25 protein-coding genes, 1 pseudogene and 1 riboswitch are annotated in these 21,784 nt (G+C 57.8%); of the genes and pseudogenes, 13 read left to right on the top strand and 13 right to left on the bottom strand.

Going from position 1 to position 21,784, the window contains the following annotated elements; translation table 11 throughout:
* Nucleotides 1-46: 46 nt before the first annotated feature.
* The 5 genes from SMD27_RS06910 to SMD27_RS06890 all read left to right on the top strand — a co-directional run bounded on the left by SMD27_RS06910 (nucleotide 47) and on the right by SMD27_RS06890 (nucleotide 3,094).
* Nucleotides 47-619, top strand: a complete 573-nt coding sequence (locus SMD27_RS06910; RefSeq protein ID WP_320507640.1) for a chromate transporter — start codon at nucleotides 47-49, stop codon at nucleotides 617-619.
* The gene (locus SMD27_RS06905) at nucleotides 616-1,152 is read left to right on the top strand and encodes a chromate transporter (RefSeq protein ID WP_320507639.1); all 537 of its coding nucleotides are present in this window, start codon (nucleotides 616-618) and stop codon (nucleotides 1,150-1,152) included. Before SMD27_RS06910 ends, SMD27_RS06905 begins: the two co-directional genes overlap by 4 nt.
* Before the next feature lie 127 nt (nucleotides 1,153-1,279).
* A complete protein-coding gene (locus SMD27_RS06900; RefSeq protein WP_320507638.1) occupies nucleotides 1,280-2,170 on the top strand; it encodes an ATP-binding protein in 891 nt (296 codons plus the stop codon).
* Nucleotides 2,171-2,197: 27 nt separating this feature from the next.
* Entirely contained in the window at nucleotides 2,198-2,635 is a 438-nt protein-coding gene (locus SMD27_RS06895; RefSeq protein ID WP_320507637.1) for a CoA-binding protein, read from the top strand.
* Between the two features lie 168 nt (nucleotides 2,636-2,803).
* Entirely contained in the window at nucleotides 2,804-3,094 is a 291-nt protein-coding gene (locus tag SMD27_RS06890) for a hypothetical protein (protein WP_320507636.1), read from the top strand.
* Between the two features lie 50 nt (nucleotides 3,095-3,144).
* Here the strand turns inward: SMD27_RS06890 and SMD27_RS06885 are convergent, their stop codons facing one another.
* From SMD27_RS06885 to SMD27_RS06865, 5 genes are all read right to left on the bottom strand, one after another.
* Nucleotides 3,145-3,420 carry a hypothetical protein gene (locus tag SMD27_RS06885; RefSeq protein ID WP_320507635.1) on the bottom strand — a complete coding sequence of 92 codons (276 nt, stop codon included), beginning with the start codon at nucleotides 3,418-3,420 and terminating at the stop codon, nucleotides 3,145-3,147.
* A 93-nt stretch (nucleotides 3,421-3,513) separates the two neighbouring features.
* Complete coding sequence (locus SMD27_RS06880; RefSeq protein WP_320507634.1) at nucleotides 3,514-5,079, bottom strand: copper resistance CopC/CopD family protein; 1,566 nt, start codon at nucleotides 5,077-5,079, stop codon at nucleotides 3,514-3,516.
* Between the two features lie 22 nt (nucleotides 5,080-5,101).
* A complete protein-coding gene (locus SMD27_RS06875; protein ID WP_320507633.1) occupies nucleotides 5,102-5,560 on the bottom strand; it encodes a copper chaperone PCu(A)C in 459 nt (152 codons plus the stop codon).
* 147 nt (nucleotides 5,561-5,707) lie between these two features.
* Entirely contained in the window at nucleotides 5,708-6,238 is a 531-nt protein-coding gene (locus SMD27_RS06870) for a YcnI family copper-binding membrane protein (RefSeq protein ID WP_320507632.1), read from the bottom strand.
* 78 nt (nucleotides 6,239-6,316) lie between these two features.
* The gene (locus SMD27_RS06865) at nucleotides 6,317-6,724 is read right to left on the bottom strand and encodes a DUF2946 family protein (RefSeq protein ID WP_320507631.1); all 408 of its coding nucleotides are present in this window, start codon (nucleotides 6,722-6,724) and stop codon (nucleotides 6,317-6,319) included.
* A 268-nt stretch (nucleotides 6,725-6,992) separates the two neighbouring features.
* On the opposite strand from SMD27_RS06865, the gene SMD27_RS06860 reads away from it, so the two are divergent.
* Entirely contained in the window at nucleotides 6,993-8,771 is a 1,779-nt protein-coding gene (locus SMD27_RS06860; protein ID WP_320507630.1) for an SLC13 family permease, read from the top strand.
* 8 nt (nucleotides 8,772-8,779) lie between these two features.
* Here the strand turns inward: SMD27_RS06860 and SMD27_RS06855 are convergent, their stop codons facing one another.
* Nucleotides 8,780-9,778, bottom strand: a complete 999-nt coding sequence (locus SMD27_RS06855; protein WP_320507629.1) for a hypothetical protein — start codon at nucleotides 9,776-9,778, stop codon at nucleotides 8,780-8,782.
* Between the two features lie 521 nt (nucleotides 9,779-10,299).
* On the opposite strand from SMD27_RS06855, the gene SMD27_RS06850 reads away from it, so the two are divergent.
* Nucleotides 10,300-11,478 (top strand): phospholipase D-like domain-containing protein, encoded by a 1,179-nt coding sequence (locus SMD27_RS06850; RefSeq protein WP_320507628.1) that lies wholly within the window; start codon nucleotides 10,300-10,302, stop codon nucleotides 11,476-11,478.
* Between the two features lie 27 nt (nucleotides 11,479-11,505).
* Here SMD27_RS06850 and SMD27_RS06845 read toward each other — a convergent pair whose 3' ends face one another.
* On the bottom strand, nucleotides 11,506-11,832 hold the full coding sequence (locus SMD27_RS06845; RefSeq protein ID WP_320507627.1) for a hypothetical protein: 327 nt from the start codon (nucleotides 11,830-11,832) through the stop codon (nucleotides 11,506-11,508).
* Nucleotides 11,833-12,027: 195 nt separating this feature from the next.
* Between SMD27_RS06845 and SMD27_RS06840 the strand changes: the two genes are divergently transcribed.
* Genes SMD27_RS06840 through SMD27_RS06830 form a run of 3 tightly spaced genes read left to right on the top strand, consistent with a single transcriptional unit; the run spans nucleotide 12,028 to nucleotide 14,627 of the window.
* Nucleotides 12,028-12,945 (top strand): metal ABC transporter solute-binding protein, Zn/Mn family, encoded by a 918-nt coding sequence (locus SMD27_RS06840; protein WP_320507626.1) that lies wholly within the window; start codon nucleotides 12,028-12,030, stop codon nucleotides 12,943-12,945.
* A 10-nt stretch (nucleotides 12,946-12,955) separates the two neighbouring features.
* The gene (locus SMD27_RS06835; protein WP_320507625.1) at nucleotides 12,956-13,828 is read left to right on the top strand and encodes a metal ABC transporter ATP-binding protein; all 873 of its coding nucleotides are present in this window, start codon (nucleotides 12,956-12,958) and stop codon (nucleotides 13,826-13,828) included.
* Nucleotides 13,821-14,627 (top strand): metal ABC transporter permease, encoded by an 807-nt coding sequence (locus tag SMD27_RS06830; protein WP_320507624.1) that lies wholly within the window; start codon nucleotides 13,821-13,823, stop codon nucleotides 14,625-14,627. The genes SMD27_RS06835 and SMD27_RS06830 overlap by 8 nt, the downstream gene beginning before the upstream one ends.
* A gap of 15 nt (nucleotides 14,628-14,642) precedes the next feature.
* On the opposite strand, the gene SMD27_RS06825 is transcribed toward SMD27_RS06830, so the two are convergent.
* On the bottom strand, nucleotides 14,643-15,026 hold the full coding sequence (locus SMD27_RS06825; protein ID WP_320507623.1) for a hypothetical protein: 384 nt from the start codon (nucleotides 15,024-15,026) through the stop codon (nucleotides 14,643-14,645).
* A riboswitch (SAM-I-IV-variant riboswitch) is annotated at nucleotides 14,995-15,102 on the bottom strand. Its footprint overlaps the gene before it by 32 nt.
* Nucleotides 15,103-15,235: 133 nt before the next feature.
* Between SMD27_RS06825 and SMD27_RS06820 the strand changes: the two genes are divergently transcribed.
* Nucleotides 15,236-15,697, top strand: coding sequence for a GNAT family N-acetyltransferase (locus tag SMD27_RS06820; RefSeq protein ID WP_320507622.1), 462 nt, complete (start codon nucleotides 15,236-15,238; stop codon nucleotides 15,695-15,697).
* Between the two features lie 30 nt (nucleotides 15,698-15,727).
* Here SMD27_RS06820 and SMD27_RS06815 read toward each other — a convergent pair whose 3' ends face one another.
* The 3 genes and pseudogenes from SMD27_RS06815 to SMD27_RS06805 all read right to left on the bottom strand — a co-directional run bounded on the left by SMD27_RS06815 (nucleotide 15,728) and on the right by SMD27_RS06805 (nucleotide 18,024).
* Nucleotides 15,728-16,591 (bottom strand): AsmA-like C-terminal region-containing protein, encoded by an 864-nt coding sequence (locus tag SMD27_RS06815; protein ID WP_320507621.1) that lies wholly within the window; start codon nucleotides 16,589-16,591, stop codon nucleotides 15,728-15,730.
* A gap of 672 nt (nucleotides 16,592-17,263) precedes the next feature.
* Nucleotides 17,264-17,608 (bottom strand): annotated as a pseudogene (locus SMD27_RS24120) (AsmA family protein); the annotation flags it as partial.
* Nucleotides 17,609-17,706: 98 nt separating this feature from the next.
* A complete protein-coding gene (locus SMD27_RS06805) occupies nucleotides 17,707-18,024 on the bottom strand; it encodes a BON domain-containing protein (RefSeq protein ID WP_320507619.1) in 318 nt (105 codons plus the stop codon).
* A 302-nt stretch (nucleotides 18,025-18,326) separates the two neighbouring features.
* On the opposite strand from SMD27_RS06805, the gene SMD27_RS06800 reads away from it, so the two are divergent.
* On the top strand, nucleotides 18,327-18,794 hold the full coding sequence (locus SMD27_RS06800) for a PAS domain-containing protein (protein WP_320507618.1): 468 nt from the start codon (nucleotides 18,327-18,329) through the stop codon (nucleotides 18,792-18,794).
* Nucleotides 18,795-18,890: 96 nt separating this feature from the next.
* On the opposite strand, the gene argF is transcribed toward SMD27_RS06800, so the two are convergent.
* Together argF and SMD27_RS06790 are read right to left on the bottom strand one after the other, a co-directional pair.
* Nucleotides 18,891-19,868, bottom strand: coding sequence for an ornithine carbamoyltransferase (gene argF, locus SMD27_RS06795; RefSeq protein ID WP_320507617.1), 978 nt, complete (start codon nucleotides 19,866-19,868; stop codon nucleotides 18,891-18,893).
* 228 nt (nucleotides 19,869-20,096) lie between these two features.
* A complete protein-coding gene (locus SMD27_RS06790) occupies nucleotides 20,097-21,131 on the bottom strand; it encodes a transglycosylase SLT domain-containing protein (RefSeq protein WP_320507616.1) in 1,035 nt (344 codons plus the stop codon).
* A gap of 288 nt (nucleotides 21,132-21,419) precedes the next feature.
* Here SMD27_RS06790 and SMD27_RS06785 point away from each other — a divergent pair, with 288 nt between their 5' ends.
* Nucleotides 21,420-21,689 (top strand): hypothetical protein, encoded by a 270-nt coding sequence (locus tag SMD27_RS06785; protein WP_320507615.1) that lies wholly within the window; start codon nucleotides 21,420-21,422, stop codon nucleotides 21,687-21,689.
* Nucleotides 21,690-21,784: the final 95 nt, after the last annotated feature.

Here is a 21,784-nt window from a genome sequence, read left to right as displayed (position 1 = left end):
TCAAAGGAGAGATACGACATCTTAAGCGCATGTAAGCGGATTTCCAATGAACAGCAGCACTGATACCGACAAGGCAATACGAGCCGAATATGTGAGCCTGGGTGACCTGTTCATGGGCTTCCTGAAAATGGGATTGTGCGGCTTCGGCGGCGTTGCTGCTTGGGCACATCGGATTGTTGTCGAAGAGCGCCGATGGCTGAACGACAGAGAATTTGCCGACCTCCTCAGCCTCGGTTCCGTTCTGCCGGGCCCCAATATCGTCAATGTTTCGGTCATGGTGGGGGATCGCTTCCAGGGAGCGATCGGCTCAGTCGCCGCGCTTAGCGGATTGATGGCGGCGCCGCTCGCCATCCTGCTCGGCATGGCGACGCTTTATGATCGCTACGGCGGTCTGCCTTTGGTACAAGCCGCCATCGATGGCGTTGCCGCGGCGGCAGCCGGACTGGTCATCGGCACGGCTTTGAAGATGGGACGGCGGCTGCGGCCGACGCGCGTTGCAATTCTTATCGGCTGCCTCGCCTTCCTGGGCGCCGGCCTCCTGCAATGGCCGCTGGTCTGGGTGGTGATCGGCCTGGCGCCAGCGAGCGTCATCCTCACCGTCTGGGAGAGCCGCCGGTGAATTCTTCCCTGCTGGGACAATTGGCCATCACCTTTGCGGCCCTCTCGCTGGTCGCGATCGGTGGTGCAAATGCGGTTGTCCCTGAGCTGCATCGCCAGGTGGTGACGATACAAGGCTGGATGACGGATGGCACGTTCGCCCATCTGTTCGCCATTGCCCAGACAGCGCCGGGGCCCAATGTCCTGGTCGTCAGTCTGATCGGCTGGCATCTCGCCGGCTGGAGCGGCCTTGCCGTCGCCACCTTGGCCATGTGCCTGCCTTCATGCCTGCTGACCTTCACCTTCTCCCGCATCCGGGCGAGACTGGGGGGCGCGACCTGGCTGAAGGTGCTGCAGGCAGCGCTCGTGCCCATCGCCATCGGCCTGATGGCGGCCAGCGGTCTGGTGATGGCCCGGGCAACTGATTCTTCGCTCTTGCATATCGCCTTGACCGCCGGCACGGCCGCCATGGTCTATTTCACGCGGCGCAATCCTCTTTGGGCCTTGGCCGTGGGCGCTGCTTGCGGCGTCTCTGCTTATTACCTCGGCATCTAATATGCCTGTCCGCTTATCGCTGCATGCATATCAACCATGTGGACGACCGTCGGTTTGATCCTGGCCTGCCCAGGCGCTCCCCGGCATACTGAACATCCAGGTCAGAATTCCATGAATGGATTACCCGATGCCGGATCACGATACGCTTGCCCTCCTGCGGTCGATCGCCGCTAGCCTCGAACGCCTCGCCCCGCCGGTGCCGAAAAGCATCGACCTGACGGCTGCCGATGCCTTCGTCTGGCAAATCGGCGAAACCGGTTCGGAACATGGCTGGCTGGAACCGGTACCGAGCGTCTCCCGGGTCCATATCAATCTGCTGCAAGGTATCGATGCCTCCAAGGAGACACTGCTCGACAATACCCGTCGCTTTGCCAAGGGGCTGTCGGCCAATAATGCCCTGCTCTGGGGCGCCCGGGGTACCGGCAAGAGCTCGCTGGTCAAGGCTGCTCATGCGGCGATCAATGAGGAGATCGGTTCAGCCGATGCGATGCAGCGCCTCGCGCTGATCGAACTCCATCGGGAAGACCTGCCGACCCTCCCCCGGCTGCTTGGCCTGCTCCGTTCACAGCCGCGTCGCTGCATTCTGTTCTGCGACGACCTCTCCTTCGACGCCGCCGATACCAGTTACAAATCTCTGAAAGCTGTGTTGGAAGGCGGGATCGAAGGCCGGCCGAATAACGTCATCTTTTATGCAACTTCAAACCGGCGCCATCTGTTGCCGCGTGACATGATCGAAAATGAACGGTCAACGGCGATCAATCCGTCGGAAGCCGTCGAGGAAAAGGTCTCTTTGTCGGATCGCTTCGGGTTGTGGATCGGCTTCCATAATTGCGATCAGGATACGTACTTCGCGATCATCGAAGGTTATGCCAAAGCGCTCGACCTGCTGATCGCCCAGGATGACCTGCGGGCCCAGGCGGTCGAATGGTCAATGACCCGGGGCGCGAGATCCGGCCGTGTGGCCTGGCAATTCATTCAGGATCTCGCTGGCCGTCTCGGCAAACCGATCAAGCTTTGATCACATGAGATTCGAGGAGAAAAAGCTTTGACATCAGATTCTTATCCGGACGGTCTCATCAAAAAGATCCTGCAGGAGACCAAGGTCATCGCCATGGTCGGCGCCAGTGAAAAGCCGGCGCGCGATTCCAACAAAATCATGGCCTTCCTGCAAAGAGAGGGATACCGGGTCATTCCGGTCAATCCCGGCCTTGCCGGCAAGCAGATCCATGGTGAAACCGTGTATGCCAGCTTGGCCGACATCCCGCAGGAGGTGACCGGGCATATCGATATGGTGGATGTGTTCCGCAACTCCGAAGCCGCCCTGTCAGCCACCAAGGATGCCATCGCGATTGGCGCCGACACCGTCTGGATGCAGCTTGGTGTGGTCAATGATGAGGCCGCGAAACTGGCCCGCGACGCCGGATTACAGGTGGTGATGAACCGGTGTCCCGCCATTGAATTGCCGCGGTTACGCCGGGATTGAGACAGCAAGAATTCGTCGATCCTCGGCCGACCTAAGACGTAACCTTAAGAAAGTCCTCCATCATTCTATACTTCAACAAAACCATCTAGAAGACTGAACATACAGAATACTTGGCGACAGGTTCGGTTTAGGTTAAAGTGATCCTTGAGAAGATCAATGGGGGTGGCAATGTCGCCGAATTTATCCATCGTCAATCCGTCGGCACAAGCAACGCCCCATCCGGATGCGTCACATCCGACCGATGCCCAAATCTCCTGGCTGAAGCGCGGGCTTAACCAGCCCGGGGGCAAGCTCCCGCTCTTCGATGAATGGGGTCAGAAGGTGAGCGAGCGGACGATCCGCAGCTGCATCGACCATGGCTGGGCCGAGCCCTGGTTCAGCAATCCGCTGAAGCCGGACTGGCTGGTCTGCAAGCTGACGCAGGCAGGTCGCAGCCTGCTGCTTTCGTCGCGTCACTGAGACTAGTTATCGCGGAGACCCGGCGGCAGCTTGCCTGCCGGCGCGGGTCCTTATTGCGACGTATCGCTGGGGAAGCTGGGCAGCAGGGGCAGATCGGTCGTACCGAACTGCAACTGGTCGCCCGACTGGTCCGGCACCATGATCGAGAACGACCCGCTCCCCTCACCTGAGCTGCCGAAATTTTCCGTCGCCTGATCTGGATCGGCCAGTGGGGCAGTGCTGCTCGTATCCCCCGCATCATTCTCCGAACTGATGGCGGAAGCCGTATGAATTCCGACCAGGGTGCTAAAGGCAACGGCGATGGCCGCGAATTGCAACAGCTTCATATGAGCCTCCGAATCCGAATTTTGCGGCATTATAAAGATATGAGCATCCCTGGCCAGCATTCCCTTTTCCTGAAAACAACCGGGCGACCGAGATCAGGGCGTGGTGGTCAGTTCTGCCTTGAAAATACGCCGGTCGAAATCGGATAGATCCGCCTTGATCTCCACCTGCCATCGGCCGCCGGCAGGGAGGCGGATATTCTGCAATCGGTATGCGCCATTTTCTGCTGCCGGCGACAGATCGCGCGTCAATGGCCCGATGCCGGCTTCATCATTCCGGAAGCTGGCTGTCACAGGCGCGGGATCCAGCGGTTTTCCGGTGAGGTCGGCGAATTGCACGACGAGATCGTAATTGCCCTCCTCACCTCGCTTGATCTCGATCTCCGCCATGGCATCGCGGTCATGGACCATTTCCTGCAACAAGGGGATCTGATCACTTGCGGATTGGCGGGAAGCCGAGTCAGCCTGCGCCGCCAGCAAATGACGTGGTGGCGTCAACTGGCCGAGTGCGGCCGTGAGGCCCAGTACGGCAACCAGCAAAACGACCTGGCCCCCAGCTAAGGCCTTGCGTGCCGCCCCCTGGAAATGGCGATTCGCTACCATCAAAAGCAGGATTGTCAGGACGGTTAGGGCCTTGGCTGCCAGGACTTTGCTATAAATCGTCGCCAGCACCATCGATGGCGCCGCGATCTGCCAGCAGGCGAGACCAAGTCCGGCGGCAATCGTGATCCAAATAACGGCTTTCTGCAGCAAAGCGGAATAAGGCATTCGATTTTCCGGCGAGATCGCCGGCTTGCGCAGCAGAGAGGCAATCGAGCCGACCCACAGAATCGCGACCGACACATGCACCGCCAGGACAAGGCAAGCCAGCCAGCTGATCGCCGCAACATGCCCGGTTGTCGCCAAGGCAAGAACGATTGCCAGACTGCCCGCAACCAACAAGCCATAACGTGTCGAGGCGGCAGAAGGCTGGGTACTCAACCAACTGAGCACGAGACCAAGGAGGATCAAAGCCGCGACACGCCCTTCAGAAGTGGCCGCCCCAACCCGCCAGACCTCTGTGCCTGCCAGCGCGGTAATCGATCCCCTGACCATGCCGATTCCCTGGAAGCCGATTTCCAGGATGGCAGCAATGCCGCCGGCGACTGTGCAGAGGATCGCAAATTGGCGATGAAACGGTTTACCACGCAAACCCGACCAGACAGAGCCCCAGGTCAGGAAAGCCCCCAAATACAGCATCCACCGGGTCAGCAAGGCCCCCCATTGCCAAGCAGCGAAGCCATGTTCCGCAGCAAGCCAATGTTCGGCCCCGGCCCCGATTTGGAACTGAACGGCGCCCGCAACGGGATGGCCGTCGCCGGAGATGACGCGATAGCTGAGCGTATAGGTGCCCGGCGCCATGTTCTCCGCGATGGTGCCGTTGATGACGCGGTCAGCCGTCGTCATGGTGAGCGAGAGCAACCGCCCGGATTGGTCAACCAGGCGCAGATCGGTGACAACGACCGGCTCATCGAAACGCAGGCTGAACTGGCGGGGCGGTTCCTGCAATACAGCGCGATCGGAAGGCGTGGCGGATTCCAGGACCGCATGTGCCGATGCCGGTGCCGCGCCAAGCAGAACCAGCATCAAAAGGCCGACCGCCCCAAATATCTGCCGCGCCATCCGAACGCTCATTCCTGTGCAGCTATTGACGGCTCGGCCCGAGAGCGCCCGCCGCCTCCACCACGACTTTCACTTCGACCATGCCCGCCTTCTCGAATTGCAAGGTGACCGGAAAGCTTTCGCCTTTCTTCAGCGGCTGTTTCAATCCCATCAGCATCAGATGCATCGATTGCGGCTTGAGGCTTACTGTCTGCCCCGCCGGCAGATCGACCCCGTCCACCATTTTCATGCTGGCCATATCGCCGTCCATGACCGTGGCATGGAGATGCGCCATCGAGGCGACCGGGGTTTCGGCACCAGTCAAACGATCCGCTTCCGTCCCATGGTTTTCGATATCGAGATAGATTGCACCCGTTTGCCCACTCGCGGTCGTCGCCCGCGACCAGGCTTGCGTCACGGTAAGATTGCCGATCTGCACATCCGCTGCCTTTGCCTGCATGGCCAAAAACATGAGCCCCAGCACGGCGAGCCATCGTTTCATTTTGTTCTCCATCATTTCCGCCTTCCAAAAAAACCTCAAGTCAAAGCTGTCCGCAATGCGCCGCGCCGGTTCGGCCGGCCAGTCCACCGCATACATGACATAAAGGATCGGGCGACCCCCGCTGGCTTCGGCTCGACCTCCTGATCACTAGTCGTCCTGACTGCTTTTCTTGCCGAGTTTGACACCCGGCGCAGGGCTTTCGACGCTGTCGTCATCCTGGCCGTTTGCCGGAATCTCGATCCACTTCTCTTGTCCCTGTGCACAAGTCTGAATGACCGGGAAACGGATAATCTTACCTTCGTCCTCCGGCAATTTTGCCCGGAAGACGAACTCGTCATAGAACGCGTCCGACAGATTGCCACCGGACCAATCGATCTCGCTGACATCTTCCTCAACCTTGGTTCCGTACCAATCGTAAGGCTGAGCAAGCTTGTGTTTCTTCACCGTCAGGGTCCAACCGGCTTTTGGCATCGGCTTTGCCTGCCTGACGCCTTCGGGAATTTGCACGCGGATCGATGTCGTCGGCGAACCGGCGCAGCCGTGCGGGACACGTAAGACGGCTTTATAGGTACTGCCGGCCGGAGCCGTCGCCGTTTCAAAAGTTATGTGAGCAAAAGCAAGGTTGGGCGCGGCCAGGCAGAACATGGCAGCCAGCGCCACTGAATAAGCGCGAAGCATAGATTACTCCATCTGAGCAAGTTCAACGAATCCACCGTCGTCGCTTCAGCGACAGCGGAAATCAGTCATTCGGTTGCTTCAGAGGATTGGCGGTGCCCTGGAGGAAAAGCCGAGCGTCGCGACAACAGTGTATGGCGAATGATCGCCATCCAGTTGGTAGGAGTATTGCGGCAGGGCCGGAAGATGCGGGACCAGCGATGCCGGCGCTAAACCATTGGCCAGCAGATGCAGCGTCTGGCAAATCTGGCAATCGGCCCGTACCGGCTTCTTGCTGGTCGGATCTTCCTGTTTGTGATCCGGCGCCATCGGCTGGCAAAGATAGGCAATGGCATCTGCGGTGGCAGAGGCGCTGCCTGCCATGCCGATCTGCATCCCCGCCATCAATGAAAAGGGTGCGAGGATCTGCAACCATACCGCCAGCAAGCCGGCCGCTAGGCTGACCCAGCGCCGGTCACGTCGGCTCATCTGGAAAACTTGAAACGCCATCCACCAGCTCCCCTCCCCTTCCGGGGATGGCTCCGACCAGGAGCCAGACGCATGCCTAGCAGGATTCCCCGGCAGACAGCAAGAGTGACCGCCGCTGGCCATCCACCGGCGCGGCATCTTAGCGCAGAATCGTCTCCCGGCAGGAACTGCCCTTTGCATCTCCGCGCACCCGGATTGGCCGAGGTCATCATTTGAGTAAAAATTTGTCGTGGAACCAGTGGCAATCGCCTAGCTTACTGACACGAACCGCTCCGGGAACCAAAAACGAATGAATCAGTCTCAGCTGCTGTCGACGGCCATCATCATCGGCATGATGATACTTTTTATATGGGGCCGATTGCGTTACGACGTCGTCACCATGCTGGCCTTGCTAGCCGCCCTCGCTTTAGGGGTGGTTCCCTATGACAAAGCCTTTTCGGGATTCAGCGACGAAATTGTGATCATCGTCGGCAGCGCCCTGGTGGTGAGCGGCGCGGTTGCCAGAACCGGAATTATGGAAGCCTTGCTGCAACGCCTGTCTCCACATATCAGATCCGTTCCGTTACAGCTTGGCCTACTGATCGCGACCGTTACCCTGCTTTCGGCCTTCGTAAAAAATATCGGCGCCTTGGCCATCATGATTCCGGTCGCTTTTCAGATGGCGCGCAGTTCAGGCACGGCGCCATCGAAATTCTTGATGCCCCTTTCTTTCGGTTCGCTGTTGGGCGGCCTGATGACGCAAATCGGCACATCGCCGAACATCATCGTTTCGCGCCTCCGCCATGACATGACCGGCCACGCCTTCTCCATGTTCGATTTCACCCCGGTCGGTGCGATCCTTTCCGTTGTCGGCATCATTTTCTTGATCTTCGGATATAGACTGCTGCCAGAGCGACGCCGCGAGACGGCGGGAATGCAGGCCGCTCTCGATATCAAGAACTATACGACCGAAGCCGAGGTAACGGCGAGTTCCGCCGTCATCGGCAAGACCGTTGCCGATCTGCAGCGTCTCGCTGACGGCGCCGCCATGGTGACGGCGATCCTGCGCGACTCTCAGAAGCCATCGAAACCGCTGCCGGATGCCGTATTGCAGGCGAGCGATATCCTGCTGCTGGAAGGTGAGCCGCAAGCCTTGGACAATATGGTGACACGTGGAAAGCTGAAACTGACCACCGATCATCGCCAGCCCGCCGCCACCGAACCGCATGCTGAGATCGAAGCGATCGAAGCGGTTATCGGTGAAAGCTCGCCCCTGATTGGACTATCGGCCCAACGCATGGCCTTGTTTGAGCGTTTCGGCGTCAATCTGCTGGCCGTCAGCCGTACCGGACAACGCATTATCGACCGATTGGGCAGCATCAGCTTGCGACTCGGCGACGTCGTCGTGCTTCAGGGAAATCTCCATAACCTGCCGGACCGCTTGCAGGAGTTAGGTTGCCTGCCTTTAGCGGCCCGCACCATCCGCCTCGGCAAGATGCGTCGCGCGGTGCTGCCCCTCGCTATTCTCGCCGCTGCCATGGTGCTGACAGCATTCAGTATCGTCCCTGTGGCAGTCGCCTTCTTCGGCGCGGCTGTTCTGATGGTTTTGACCAGGGCATTGCCGCTCCGCGAGGCCTACCACAACATCGAATGGCCAATTCTGATCATGTTGGGCGCTCTCATTCCGGTCAGTGATGCGCTGCGGCTGACCGGCACAACCGATCTAATCGCCAGTTGGTTATCGCAATTGGCGGTGCAATTGCCACCTTACGGCGCACTTGGTCTCATTCTCGTTGTCGCGATGGCGGTGACGCCGTTTCTCAATAATGCCGCCACGGTGCTGGTCATGGCGCCCATCGCTGCAAGCTTCGCAACCGCATTGCATTACAAGCCCGACGCTTTTCTGATGGCGGTGGCAATCGGTGCGGGTTGTGATTTTCTGACGCCGATCGGGCATCAATGCAATACGCTGGTAATGGGCCCCGGGGGTTACCGCTTCGGTGATTACTGGCGGCTTGGCTTGCCGCTATCGGTCCTGGTCGTCTTGATCGGCGTGCCATCCCTGATGCTGGTCTGGCCGCTGCAATAGAAGGGAGCTCAGAACTTCATTGCCATCCCGACGGTTCCGGCATGCTGTATCTGCGTTTGTCCGGCCGTCGTCGCACCGTCACGGATATAATCATAACTCGCCTTCAGTTTGATATCGGCATCGATTTGCGCGCCGATATTCCAGTCCGCCGCCAGGCCGACCGTTTGCGTTCCGTCCTGATTCATTTGCAGATCCGCGAGGCCGTTTCCCGCAACTTGCGTGAAACAGTAGCGGGCGGCGAAATCGATATCCGAGCCGAAGGGTACTGTCGCACTCAGCGTCGGGCCCTGCAGATCGCCACCATTGTCCGCTGCAGTTGAGTGCTGGAAGACATAATTGATATCCACCTTGACCGAACCCGGAAAAACATAAGAAAGCGTCGTATTGCCTGAGGTCGTGAGGCTGTCGCTGCCATCTATCGTCTGTCGGCCGTAAGCGGTCGTTATTGTTGCTACGAGCCCACCGGGGAGATTTGTCGAGACATTGCTGTTAATACTGTAATTCAGCTGGTCCAGCGTCATGCCGTTAAAGGCAAATCCCAGATCGGGACGCAAACCGATCGTCAAATCGCCACTGTGGTAATGCAGCTCGGATCCTCCGCTCATGGCCATTGACCCGATCAGGGACGTCTCGAGATAACTGGTCTTGCTGAACGAGCCGCGGTTGATGAGCGAAAAATTACCCGAGAGCGGCACGCTATATCGTCCATTTGCCCCGGCCGATATGCCCCGACTAGCCGTGTCTGCGTCCTTCGCTCCCAAGACCAACGGAACACCGCCGAGATCGATTTGCTTGTTGGGATCGCTTGGCGTCGCTTCATGCTGTTGCAACGTCGTGTCCAACTTATCGCCCATCACATCCACGAAAAGCTTGATGGGATCGGCATTATCCGGGGTGGCATCCGCAAGCGCGGCACTGCTGGCTGCGCTTACGATAATGAACGCAGCAACGCCAATTACTCGGACGTCAAACCGGGGTTTATCCCCCAATCGATTCATCAACATCATAGCACTCCCGCTTCGAAGCCAATTGCCGGGCAAAAGCGAATGCTTCTCCTAGGAATTGTCCGCTTGGGTCATGAGTGGTAACGGAAAGTTTTCCCCTGAAACATTATTATTTCCCTAATCTAGGCAACATTATGACCAGATCACAGGGCCGTGAAAAAGTGATCGCGCTTTGTGGTGGTTTTGAACGGGCCGTTGTCAGCGGGACATTACACCCACAACCCGTTCAAGAGGCTGTGACTGAGCTCACTGACCTGCGTCTTGCTCAATCTCGTTAGTTTCGTCATGCTTGCACCATGTGGCAATCCGCAAGCATTACGTGCTCTCCATTGCGCCATAGCGCAGCCTCTCTCCTCGCCATTCTTCTTGTCGGCTGCGCTTCGGTGCAGGATGTTGATACAGTTATCGATGGCTCTGCTGGGACAGTTACAACACCGAAGATTGATGGTGGAAACGGCCCAGTATCGCCCCAGCGCAGTAGACAAATATTAGCCGGCATTACGAGGGAAGCTGGCGACACCGGCATGTTGCAACGGCATCTCGCGATTGAAGAAGCGATATCAGATAACCCCCTGACAACCGGTAACCGGACTCATCTTCTGCGTGACGGCCCCCAATCCTTTCGTGCAATCTTTGCCGCTATCAGGGCAGCGCGAACGCATATCAATCTGGAATATTATATATTGGAAGATGTCGAAAGCGATGGCACTCACTTGAGCGATCTGCTGTTGCAGAAGCGCCGCGAAGGAGTGGCCGTCAATGTCATCTATGACAGCTTTGGCTCGCTCTCATTGTCCAAGGACTTTCTGGATCGGCTCCGCAAAGGCGGCATCCAAACCGTCGAATTCAATCCGGTCAATCCGCTGGATGCCAAGGACGACTATTCTCCGAATGATCGTGACCATCGAAAAATTCTGATTGTCGATGGCAAGCTCGCGATAATCGGCGGCGTCAATCTCAGCCGCACCTATGAGAGTGTCACCTTCGGCAGAAAGGCTCGCGGTGGCTCGCCCGAACATTGGCGCGACACCAATATCCAGATCGAGGGCCCTGCCGTGGCCCAGATCCAGGATCTTTTCGTGCGCCATTGGGCTGAACAGAAAGGCCCTCCGCTTGACCAAACCAGCTTTTATCCCACGCTGCGAGCGCAGGGATCAGAGGTGGTCCGTATCATCGGCAGTTCACCTAGTCAGCAGTTATCGCATTACTACGTCACTCTTCTCTCGGCGATTCGCAATGCGGAGAAATCGATCTGGTTAACCGCAGCCTATTTCGTTCCGACGGAAGAAGCCATGGAAGACATCACGGCGGCCGCTAAACGCGGCGTCGATGTTCGACTGCTGTTACCGGATACGAGCGATGCGCCCTCCGCCGTTGCAATTGCTCACTCGCATTATACCGAATTGCTGGACGCTGGCGTGAAGATCTACGAGACACAGGGCGTCGTCCTGCATTCGAAGACTGTCATTGTCGATGGCGTCTGGTCGGCTATCGGCTCATCCAATTTCGACCAACGGAGCGTCCTCTTCAATGATGAGATCGATGCGATCGTTCTAGGCCGTGAGACAGCTCAGTCCTTAAGCGCCATGTTTTCCCAGGATATCGTCGGCGCGAAGCAAATCGATGCAGCCAGTTGGAAAGACCGGCCGGTCACGCAGAAGATAAAAGAATTATTCGCCCAGCCTTGGGAGCAGCTACTCTAGGCTTGCCAATGGCTTAATCGACACGGCTCAGTTGCCTTCCGGCCAGACCTCGCCTTTTGGTGTCACGACGACACTGCCCTGGCCGCCATCCTTGCTCACCGCCGATGCGTGCCAGAAATTATCGCATCCCTTGACCAGATTGCGGACCTGCCGATAGCCCGCCGCCTCGATTTTTTTCCTAGCATCAGCGGCAGTCGTGCTGTCGATCCGATCGCCCGCCTCACACGCGGCCAACTGAGTCGCAGCCTGCCGGTCGCCCTGGATATTTTGCGCCTGCGTTGGAAGACCCCAAACTAAGGTTAAAAGCCCCGCCACCACCGTTGCCGTCGCCAGTGTTTCGATCCGTCGCTGCATGCTCTTACCTCGCTGAAGTCGCTGCTGTGTGTGCTTTATTGGGCGTCTTGCTTCCCCGCCGGGGTATTAACAAAGACTGGGGAAGATTTTCAATCCGCGTCACGGCATTTTGAGGCAAGACCGGTTTCGTCATAGACAGGATTTGAAACGATATAATATAACAACATGTCAATGACATTCACGGACCAGAATGTTATGCAGCCCGTCCGACCCGTTTTGCTCGCCGCCTTGACCCTGGCCTTGTCGCTGACGGCCAGCATGCCGACGACTTTTGCGGCGGACGGTAAGCGGTTGAGCATCGTCGCGGCCGAGAATTTCTACGGCGATGTCGCAGAGCAATTGGGCGGCCCCGACGTCAGGGTTACCAGCATCCTTAGCAATCCCGATCAGGATCCCCACATGTTCGAAGCCAGCCCTGCCGCCGCGCGGGCTTTGGCCGATGCAGCGCTGGTCATCTATAACGGTGCTGATTATGACCCGTGGGTGCAGAAATTGCTGGAAGCGGCCGAGACGCCTTCGGCTCGCATTATTGTCGCCGCCGATTTGACGAGAACACAAAGCGGCGACAACCCGCACCTATGGTACGATCCGAACACTATATCGGCGCTGGCGAAGGCGTTAAGCAGCGCCTTGATCACTGCCGATCCTGCGCACGAAGCTGATTACAAAAAACGCCTGCAGGATTTTCTCGCCTCACTCCAGCCGCTCAGGGATAGGATCCAGCATCTGCATGACCGCTATGCCGGCGTTCCGGTAACGGCGACCGAACCGGTTTTTGCCTATATGGCGCAGGCCATCGGCCTGGAAGATCGGAACCAGCGCTTCCAGCGGTCGATCATGAACGATACCGAGCCAAGTGCGAAGGATATCGCCGCGTTCCAGGACGACCTTAAAAGCCGCCGCGTCAAGGCGCTCATTTATAACAGCCAGACCACCGATGACCTGACAAGCCGCCTCCTTGATCTTGCCAAAGCTTCCGGCATCCCAATCGTAGGTGTCAGTGAAACGGAGCCAGCCGACAAGACCTACCAGGAATGGATGTTGGACCAGCTGACGGCACTCGAAAAAGCGCTGTCACCAGTACCGGCCGGCGTCACCACAACAACGCAGTAAGATGAATTGCATGGCGTCGACTTCCATTCCGGCAATCGAGCTTGAGCAGGTGACGATCGCTCTGGGCGGCCGCTTCATTCTCAGCGATGTGAGCCTATCCATTGGCGATGGCGAATTCATCGGTGTTCTGGGCCCCAATGGCGCAGGTAAAACGACACTGATGCGCGCCCTTCTCGGCCTCGTCAGACCATCCTCGGGACAGGTCACGGTTCTCGGCGAGCAGGCCGTCCGCGGAAATCCGGCAATCGGCTATATGCCGCAATTGCGCAGCCTAGCGCCGCATCTCGCTTTGCGCGGCTGGGATTTCGTCGCCAGTGGTGTAGATGGCCATCGCTGGGGCCTGCCCCTCCTCAATCCCGCGCGACGCCAGGTCGTTTCGGAAGCGATCGAGTTGGTCGGTGCGACGAATCTTGCCCAACGCCCGCTGAGTGATCTGTCGGGCGGCGAGCGGCAACGATTGATGCTCGCTCAGGCCTTGCTGGGTCGGCCCAAGCTGCTCCTGCTGGATGAACCGCTGATCAGCCTAGATCCGCATCATCAGAGGGTGGTGGTGGAACTTGTGCGCGACGTCCAGCGACGGCTTGGAATCGCGGTTCTGTTCAGCGCGCATGAGCTAAATCCGCTCCTGGCGGCAATGGACCGGGTCCTTTATCTCGGCAACGGCCATGCCGCTCTTGGTACCGTCGATCAGGTTATCAACGGGCAAGTCCTGTCGCGGCTATATGGCTCCAACATCGAGGTCATTCGCATCAACGAGCGCATCTTCGTGATGTCCGGCGAGCATGACATGGAGCGTGACGCCCATATGCATGAGAACGGCCACAATCACGGCCATGACCATGCGCATAGCCATGATCCCCATAATGGGCGCCGTCATGCTTAACTATGATTTCATGCAGCATGCTTTCGCCGCCGCCGGCATCGTCGCCATCGTTGCGGGCGTTGTCGGCTTTTTCCTCGTATTGCGCGGCCAGACCTTTGCCGGCCATGCCTTGTCGCATGTCGGCTTTGCCGGTGCGACGGGTGCAATCCTCATCGGTGGATCGCCACTTTCCGGCCTGATCGCTTTCACGCTTCTGGCCGGGATCGGTATGGGAGCTTTAGGTGACAAGCTAAGCGGCCGTGATGTCGCGATCGGTGTGATTTTGTCCCTGTCGCTTGGGCTTGGCTTGCTGTTCCTGCATTTTTTCACGGCTTATGCGACCCAGGCGACCGCGCTGCTCTTCGGCAATGTCTTCGGCGTCAGCGATAGCACGTTGTTGGTCCTGTTCGGGATCGGCGCCGCTGCGCTCATCGCCTTGGGGGTGATCGCCCGGCCGCTGCTATTTGCCAGCCTTCAGCCCGAGCTGGCCGAGGCGAAGGGTGTGTCGCTGCGCCTGGTCTCTATCTTGTTTCTGGCCATCGTCGCTTTGGCCGTTTCCGCCTGCGCGCAGGTTGTGGGCGTGCTGCTGGTCTTTGCCCTTATGGTCGGACCGGCGGCGACCGCACAGCGGCTGACCAGCCGGCTCGGCCTCGGCGTAGCTCTGTCTGCCGGATTGGCTTTGGTTGAAGCTTGGCTCGGCCTTGTCCTCGCTTACTATACCGATTGGCCTGCAAGCTTTTGGATCACCGCCCTCAGCGCCCTCGCCTACTTTGCCAGCCTCGCCGGCCATCGACGTGCCGCCGCCATTCCGGCCCATTGAACCTCAGTCTTGATTTCAGTCCCTGAATTTATCGCGCACCCAATCCCGCGCCTGGTCGACCGCCTCACCTTCGATGGCTTTCTCCAGGTAAACCGTCAGCCCTTCGGCCCTTGGCGATTGCAGGGCTTTACTTGGCATAATTTTATCCGGCACGACCCGGTAGACATGAGTCCACAAGCCGAAGCGGCGATGCACTACCGCATAAATCAGGCTTCGCTCGGCAATGCCCCGGCGATTGCGGTACAGACAAGTGCATATAAAAATCGCGTCGTCTTCCGGGCTGATCACCAGAGACAGGTCGGGCACGATATCGATACTATCAGGCATTAAAATCCCTCCTAAAACACAGGAGGGCTGACGCAGCGGCTTGGTCCCGTTTGGTTGCCGGTCCGGCCACATCCCCCGGTCTCGGGGCACCACCTTGCGCGGGTACGCAGGTTGGCGTTGGGCGTCAGCCCAACTCTTGATGCGAGGGTGACAAATACGCCCGGCTATGGCGAACGTCAAGAGGGCAACCAAAACCATGAGAGGCAGTGGCCGTCGCCTGCCGCTTCATGGCGCCAGACGCCATTTCGCTATATGATGGCGGCGGCAGACGAGGCCAGGCCATGCTGCGGACCGATATCGATATCCGAATTGCTACCACCGAAGACGCAGCAGCGATCAGCCGCACGATCTTGAATGCCTTGCACGAAACCAATGCGCGTGATTATGCACCGCCGGTTATCGAACGGATCGCCGCCAGTTTTGGCCCTCACCACATCGCCCGGGAACTCGCGGGCCGCCATTTCCTGGTCGCCACCTTGCGCGACGACGTTGTCGGTACGGTCAGCCTGGAAAAGAACGTCCTACGCTGCTTCTTCGTCGACCCGGTCTATCACCGCCAGGGTGTCGGCACGGCGCTTCTGGAGGAAATCGAAGGCTTGGCAGCGGCCAATGGATATTTTTCTCTCGCCGTTGCGGCCTCGGTCACGGCCGAGCATTTCTATCGCCGGCGCGGCTTCACTGCCTTGCGAAATGTCATGCAAGGAAGTGTCCGGGTCATTCTCATGACCAAGGAACTTGACTGAAAGGCTGGGGAGTGGCGCGCCAAGAGCGACCTATTGCTGGCTACAGCGGTTCCCATCCGCGAGTTGACGAAGCGACGCTGGAAGCTTTCCTGCCTGCTCCGCGCCTGCTTGCTTCGAAACCGATTTGCTTGCCGGCCGGATTTTTGGGTTTCGCCAATTGCCCGCGATTTGCAAGGGGACATCCAATGCGAAGAATCCCGTCGAATCCGCTTCGCTCTGCAAAAAAAGATCGACGTTCTGATTCAACAGATCGATGCGCCCTTCACCGTTGAGATTGGCTTCCGGCGTGCGCAGCTTGAAGGATTCGATTGTTCCCATGCCGTTCTTCAGTTGCATCACGCCGAGCATACAGGAAATTTTGGCGGTTCCCGTGCCGCGCCGGAACAAGGCGCGAAGATCGGTCGCAATCTTTTCTAGCAGCGCGCGTGCAATCCGTCCGTCCGTCACGGATAAGACCAGTGCGCCATCGCTGGTCTTCAGACCTTCGCCAAGGGTGGCACCGCGCAAATTGATGACCGCTTTTCCATCGACACGGCCCTGAACATCGGCGGATTCACCGAACAGGAGATTGATGAAGCGCTCGATCTTGCCGTCTTCCAGCGCCAAGGATGCCGTGAGACGGCTGCCATCCCCTTCCGGCTTTAGCACTCCAGCTACGTAAAATCGGGAACTCGCCAGGTTAAATCGCGTCTCGCTCAGGGTCACATCGCCGGGGCCGACCTTGCCATCCAAATACAGATCGCCAAGCCGAATATTGCCATAGACCATCTGCTTGGCCGCAATTCTGGCGGCGATGCGTGGTGCATTCTCATCTGGCGTTTGCAATGAAAGCTTGGTCCATCCTTTTTCAGAGGACTTTTGCTCGGCATCGTCGCCTTCATCCTTGGCGAGCAATTTATCCAGGTTCAGCTCATCGAAAGCCAGGTCGACCGAAACGTCATCCGTCGCGCCGCGGTTTCCCTCCAAGACCGTAAACTTGCCTTTGAAGCTGCTCGTCGCGATGCTGCCCTTGCTATCCATCAAGTTCCAAAGGTTGCCCTGTCGCGACAGATCCGCCGTGAGCGTGGCCGCCGGGTCGGTCGACAATTTCATGTGGAAGATGCTGAGTATATCGCTCAACTTGTCGGTCGTAATTCGGATTGGTCCCTGAACCCCTTCGAAGTCGAGTGGTTCTCGCATTGTGCCGGTGAAATCCAGCTTCGCGGAATGGCGCCGAAGCGAAAAAGTTGTGCCGAAAGGAACGGTCGCATCGCGCATCGTGGTGAAGGACTGGGTCTGTCCTTTCAGCCGGATGTCCGCATCGTTATAGGCACCGTCAGCTTGGACTTCCACCAGAGCATCATCACCAGTCGCTCCAATGGTGACATCATCCAATCTGATCTTCAAAACATGGTCGCTATATGTCTTGTAGGTGACGAGACCATCCCGCAAGACAAAATCCAGCAAGGTCGGAAATTGCCGCCGATTTTTCGGTACGACCGACAAGCCGCTTTCTTGATCCGGCTGCGAACTTCGAGATCCCGATTCGAAGCGCCAGTTTCCGATACCCTCGGCGTTCCGCTCAAGGATCAGCGTGGGTTTCGTGATCGTAAGATGTTGATAGCGCAGAACGCCGGACAAAAGCGCTTTAGCATCGATTTCTGCGCTCACGTGCTCGACACGAAGCATGTCGGGCGCACTGCCCCATTGCGCATTGGCAAGACGTAGATCTCCGATCTCGACATGCACAGGGTTACCCCACCGGATCGCCAGGGTACCGATGCGCAATTGTCGATCCAAGATCTTGCTGATGTAGCGTTCGGCGAGCGGCCGTGGATCCACCTTCACAAGCGCTACGGCCGTGCCGATTCCCAATACGATAAGAATTCCGAGAACGACCAACAAGGTCGTCGTTATTGACTTAGCGGACACAGGTCATGCCCCAACAGCTCGCCACCCGAAGCTGCCGGTAGTGCGGCGCTTTCAGGAAGCCTCGTGATTGACGCCGCACAGCATTTTACCGGCCTCGACTATTGTACGATAATATTGTTCTTTACGCTCCGCACGCCTTTGACGCCCATCGCAATACTTTCGGCTTGCTGCTTCTCCGCAGCGGTGGGAACAAAACCACTCAACTGAACGACATCCTGCATGGTTTCGACGGAGACGCGATTTGCCAGTGTAACGCCGCCTTCGGATGCCAGCTTGGCCTTTACCTGGGTGGTGATGGTCGCGTCATCAATATATTCCCCGGTACGCTCGTCTCCAGAGGTGACGGAACAGGCGGACGCCAAAGTGATAACGGCAATCGGCAGGGTAATCCGCAGAATGCGAGGTATGTTCCACATCTCTCTTCTCCACATCGGTGCTCACAACAACCTTTGTTCGAAGATTAACGGCTTACGCCTCGGATTGTTCCCCATACCCGCAAGAATTGCTCCCCTCAAAACAAGTTGATAGGGCGGTTGTGGGCCTAAAGCCGGCAACTGCTGGCTGACTTGCGCGTATTACGGAAACTTGGCAGCCTTCCGGGAATACAATAACATGCGGTGCAGCTGCAGCGTTCGCTACCTTTAAAAGACAATGGTTTCGATTAGACTGCGACGGGTCCGCCAGCTTTGGACGGATCGATACTTGGGAGCAGAATTACATGGCTTTGCCTTTGCGCTCGGTCGATCAGCTTCACGACCAGCGCCTCCGGCGTATGTACAATTATTGGGATCTTAAACGAGAAGGGAAATTGCTGCCCGCGCGAAGCGATATTGACCCTGTCGATCTCTCTTTTTGCCTCGGCTATCTTTGCTTGGCGGAAGTCGTGCACGCGCCGCATCCCCGCTTTCGCTTCCGCGTGGATGGATCGAATTGCGTTGGCGTCAGCGGCATCGAACTGACCGGCCGATTCGTGGACGAAATTCCTCTGCAGGATTACCGCGAGGTCACGCAGCAAGCCTATGAACAGATCATCGACACGAAGCACCCGCATTTTTATCTCGACGATGAAGTCTGGGACAGCCGCCATTATCAGGTCGAGGGCTTGCTCCTGCCTCTATCGGCAGATGGCATGAATGTGAATATGATCATCGACGTGATGCTGCCCAACATTGCGCCCGATCGTTAGCTTGGGCCCCCTTGTTTCCCCTTCTTCGGTCTCCGGTCCTAGGCCAGCCAGCGATCCGCCCCAACCGCCAGGGCGGATACTGACCGGTTTGTGTTCCTATATGGTGGCGAGCATCAAAGCTTTGATCGTGTGCATTCGGTTTTCCGCCTGATCAAAGGCCCGATTCCGCGGCCCTTCAAAGACAGCATCTTCCGTATCCATCGCGTAAGGATGGGCGCGGGCGAAGGCGGTCTCCAGGTTATGCTGCGAGGGCAAGCAATGCAGCAGGATGGTGTCGTTGCGACCTGTCATCCGCATCATATGCCGCGTGATGCGATAATTGCGGAAGCCGTCGGTCAAAGCAGCAATATCCTCACCGGTATCCATGTAAACCCACATATCGCCATAGACGACCTGGGCGTTATCCAATCCCTCTTCCGGTTCGTCCGTCACAATCAGCCGAGACATAGGATGTTTGGCGGGGCCGAACAGTCGGGAGACAAGTTCAGGTTCCGGTTCGGTACCGGGTGGCGTGACAAGCCGCAAGTCGATTCCCATCTTCGCAGCAGCCGCCATCAATGAGACGACGACATTTCCACGGCCATGCCCGACATAAGCGACGGTAGCGCCGCTCAAATCGATTCCATTCTCCTTGATTGTCATTAGATCAGCGAGGACTTGCGTCGGGTGGTGCTGATTGCTCATTGCATTCCACACCGGAACACCGGCGTATGCTGCGACTTCCTCGATGAGTGTTGTTTCATGACTGCGAATGGCGATGCCATCGAACAAGCGCCCCAAGACCCGAGCGATATCCTTGACGCTTTCGCCGCTGCCAAAGCGCAATTCTTCGGCAGCAAAAACATGAGGATGCGCGCCTTCATCGGTCGCGGCCACCATGAAGGACGCCCGCGTGCGGCAAGACGGCCGCAAAAAGACCAAACCTATATTGTAGTTCTGCAGCTTGCGTGGGAAGACACGGTTGCGCTTCATCTGCTTGCGCAAGATCGCGTCGTTGATCAATTCTTGAATTTGGCCGGTGGAAAGATCCTCCAATGTAATGAGGCTCCTGCCCTTGATCGACTCGTTCAACATACATTGTCTCCATCTCAGATTGCTTCCCGAATGGTTCTGGCGAAATGACGCCGTCAGGTGCGTGCCGGTGCGACTCGCATGTCGTGTCGGAACGGCGGTGAGATGAAAGTCGAAGTGAGGCGAGACTTGAAGAGAGACGAATCCGGCACGTGAAATAGGCCGGTGAATTGGAAGAAACCGGTACGGGCAGGTAACCGAGCGGTAATTTAATGAGCGGTAATTAGAAAGCTAACCGACCAGTGACGCGATCCCGCCCTGAAGCCAGCGCTGTTTCTCATGATTGTCGGATGGACGGGAAGTCGAATCCGTCTCGTCCGCCGTCGGCAAACCGGCCAAAGTCATCAGCATCATAGGCGACAGCACGCCGCCCGGATTGGTCTGTCCGAAAACCGCGCGATTGCCGGCGAGCGCGCCATGCCGATCATCACCGTCGCTATTGAACAGCTGCGCAAGTTGCGCCGCCGGATTCTTCGTTTGCAGCTGCGCGAGATCGGTGGCGTCCGTCGGCACATTGAGATCGCGGTAAGCAGCCATGTCCGCATTTATCTTCTTGCCGAAATTATTATAGATCTCGCTGAGGGATTTCGGCGTGCCATCGGCTTTGTAGAAAACTTTGTTATTGGCATCGGCGGCCGAGGGAAAGAGATCGGCCGCGGCCACCGATGGATCGCTCTTCATGTTTCTCAGGAATTTCAACGCGCCTTGAACACCGAGGAAATGCGCCAGATACAGATCCGTACCGGTCACTTCGCGCCCAAGCTTCTTCTCCATCTTCGCCTGGTTGTCGGCGGCATGTTCCGCGGCCATCTGCGACGAAAGCTGCGGATCCCGCCGCAGATTCAGGATTTCCTTCCGAACCGCCGGATCCTTGACGACCATGCGGCCGCTGCTGTCGGTCTTGATCTGAGACGCCAGATTGCCATAGCCGTATTCGGCTCCGTGATCCTTCAAAACCGACAGCCAGGTCTGTTCGACAAACTGGTAGAGCCCGTGCGCCGTGCTGGTCTTCGCCTTGGCATTGGGATCAAAACTGCTTTCCCGGGCCGCCTGGGCCATCAGGAAGGAGAAATCCACCCCGGTCGACACGCTGGCCTGTTTGATCGAGGCGACCACATCCGGCTGGATGCCATGGGTGTTGCTCGCAGCCATATTGCGGCTGGAGCGGTGCAGGCTATGGGAAGCATGGGGGCTGTTATTGGCAATGGAGGCGCCCGTTAGCGGGGTCGGGCCCGCCATTAAGGTCTGTAGCCATGCGGTGTTCATGACCCTTCCCCCCGGTAACCCCGCTGCCGGCCGCCCGGAAGCTGCAATGGAAAAAGCACCAGAAGCCGGCAAAGTTCATACGGCCAGGACGTCTCCTGACCGGCAAAAACTGCCGTCCTCGTCGCGCTTAATCCCTTATCTTCCGGCCAAAGCCGCATTTCGGGCACCTTCGTTGCTCATTTCTAAGACAGATAGAGCAAAGTGCGTGCCAGCTTTCAAAATACGCCGATCAATGCGGATTTCGCCGGAGCTCGGCGCGCACCGGTTCAGCGCGACAGGGAGATGCGAATGGCGGCAGCCCCCATCGTGGCCGCCGCCTTCACAATTCCGGCAAACAATGATGTTTGGCGCTTTCTTACCGGGCTTTTACTTAACGGCCCAGGGGCCTGCAACCGGGTGCAGGAATTTGGTGCAATATTCCGGATTGGAAATCTTACCGTTCCCACTGCAATTGGTGTCGAAAATCCGGCTGTCGGCACAGGCGCTCAACAGCAAGAGGCCGCCAAGGACCGCCAAGTTGATCAAGGTTTTATGCATCGGAACTCCCCTCTCACATGAGTGACCCAACACACCCCTAACGCTCGATTATAGGGTCACTCTCCCTGCAACTGGCAATAGTTTTGCTCTCGTAGCTGATAAGGTCTATTAAGGGC

Origin of the sequence: Dongia soli (genome assembly GCF_034044715.1) — a bacterium.
Lineage (GTDB): Bacteria > Pseudomonadota > Alphaproteobacteria > Dongiales > Dongiaceae > Dongia_B > Dongia_B soli.
Note: the sequence above shows the minus strand (reverse complement) of the source record. Positions and strands in the feature narration are given on the sequence as shown.

Coding starts and splice junctions, on each gene's coding strand:
- SMD27_RS06910 (WP_320507640.1), top strand. CDS start 47: ATGAACAGCAGCACTGATACCGACAAGGCAATACGAGCCGAATATGTG.
- SMD27_RS06900 (WP_320507638.1), top strand. CDS start 1,280: ATGCCGGATCACGATACGCTTGCCCTCCTGCGGTCGATCGCCGCTAGC.
- SMD27_RS06890 (WP_320507636.1), top strand. CDS start 2,804: ATGTCGCCGAATTTATCCATCGTCAATCCGTCGGCACAAGCAACGCCC.
- SMD27_RS06885 (WP_320507635.1), bottom strand. CDS start 3,420: ATGAAGCTGTTGCAATTCGCGGCCATCGCCGTTGCCTTTAGCACCCTG.
- SMD27_RS06880 (WP_320507634.1), bottom strand. CDS start 5,079: ATGGCGCGGCAGATATTTGGGGCGGTCGGCCTTTTGATGCTGGTTCTG.
- SMD27_RS06875 (WP_320507633.1), bottom strand. CDS start 5,560: ATGAAACGATGGCTCGCCGTGCTGGGGCTCATGTTTTTGGCCATGCAG.
- SMD27_RS06870 (WP_320507632.1), bottom strand. CDS start 6,238: ATGCTTCGCGCTTATTCAGTGGCGCTGGCTGCCATGTTCTGCCTGGCC.
- SMD27_RS06865 (WP_320507631.1), bottom strand. CDS start 6,724: ATGGCGTTTCAAGTTTTCCAGATGAGCCGACGTGACCGGCGCTGGGTC.
- SMD27_RS06860 (WP_320507630.1), top strand. CDS start 6,993: ATGAATCAGTCTCAGCTGCTGTCGACGGCCATCATCATCGGCATGATG.
- SMD27_RS06855 (WP_320507629.1), bottom strand. CDS start 9,778: ATGATGTTGATGAATCGATTGGGGGATAAACCCCGGTTTGACGTCCGA.
- SMD27_RS06850 (WP_320507628.1), top strand. CDS start 10,300: ATGTTGCAACGGCATCTCGCGATTGAAGAAGCGATATCAGATAACCCC.
- SMD27_RS06845 (WP_320507627.1), bottom strand. CDS start 11,832: ATGCAGCGACGGATCGAAACACTGGCGACGGCAACGGTGGTGGCGGGG.
- SMD27_RS06840 (WP_320507626.1), top strand. CDS start 12,028: ATGCAGCCCGTCCGACCCGTTTTGCTCGCCGCCTTGACCCTGGCCTTG.
- SMD27_RS06835 (WP_320507625.1), top strand. CDS start 12,956: ATGGCGTCGACTTCCATTCCGGCAATCGAGCTTGAGCAGGTGACGATC.
- SMD27_RS06830 (WP_320507624.1), top strand. CDS start 13,821: ATGCTTAACTATGATTTCATGCAGCATGCTTTCGCCGCCGCCGGCATC.
- SMD27_RS06825 (WP_320507623.1), bottom strand. CDS start 15,026: ATGTGGCCGGACCGGCAACCAAACGGGACCAAGCCGCTGCGTCAGCCC.
- SMD27_RS06820 (WP_320507622.1), top strand. CDS start 15,236: ATGCTGCGGACCGATATCGATATCCGAATTGCTACCACCGAAGACGCA.
- SMD27_RS06805 (WP_320507619.1), bottom strand. CDS start 18,024: ATGTGGAACATACCTCGCATTCTGCGGATTACCCTGCCGATTGCCGTT.
- SMD27_RS06800 (WP_320507618.1), top strand. CDS start 18,327: ATGGCTTTGCCTTTGCGCTCGGTCGATCAGCTTCACGACCAGCGCCTC.
- argF (WP_320507617.1), bottom strand. CDS start 19,868: ATGTTGAACGAGTCGATCAAGGGCAGGAGCCTCATTACATTGGAGGAT.
- SMD27_RS06790 (WP_320507616.1), bottom strand. CDS start 21,131: ATGAACACCGCATGGCTACAGACCTTAATGGCGGGCCCGACCCCGCTA.
- SMD27_RS06785 (WP_320507615.1), top strand. CDS start 21,420: ATGGCGGCAGCCCCCATCGTGGCCGCCGCCTTCACAATTCCGGCAAAC.